We start from the raw sequence: 294 nt of genomic DNA on the forward strand, positions 1-294 counted from the left end.
TTGTTATACATGGCTCAGCGGAAAATATAAAGAAGTATAGGGAACAATTGAATATAGAATGTATTGATTACATCTTATCAGGATTGCCTTTCACTTCTTTACCAGAAGAGGTTTCAAAGCGCATTTTAAACAGCGTAATGGAAACGATACATGAGAATGGAGAATTTATTACATTCCAATATTCACTTGTGAAAAAAGGATTTATACAGCATTTCTTCCCTGAAATTACACTAGAAAAAGTATGGCTTAATTTCCCGCCAGCCTACGTCTTTAGTTGCAAAAAAGAACTAAGGA

Annotated in this window: 1 protein-coding gene; it reads left to right on the forward strand. The window is 33.7% G+C overall.

Annotation, left to right across the window (positions count from 1 at the left end; translation table 11 throughout):
- Nucleotides 1–294, forward strand: a 294-nt coding sequence (locus FE392_RS23280) for a class I SAM-dependent methyltransferase (protein ID WP_500692724.1), incomplete at both ends; no start/stop codon positions are given.

The sequence above is a fragment of the Xenorhabdus santafensis genome, from assembly GCF_033949405.1.
Taxonomy (GTDB): Bacteria; Pseudomonadota; Gammaproteobacteria; order Enterobacterales; family Enterobacteriaceae; genus Xenorhabdus; species Xenorhabdus santafensis.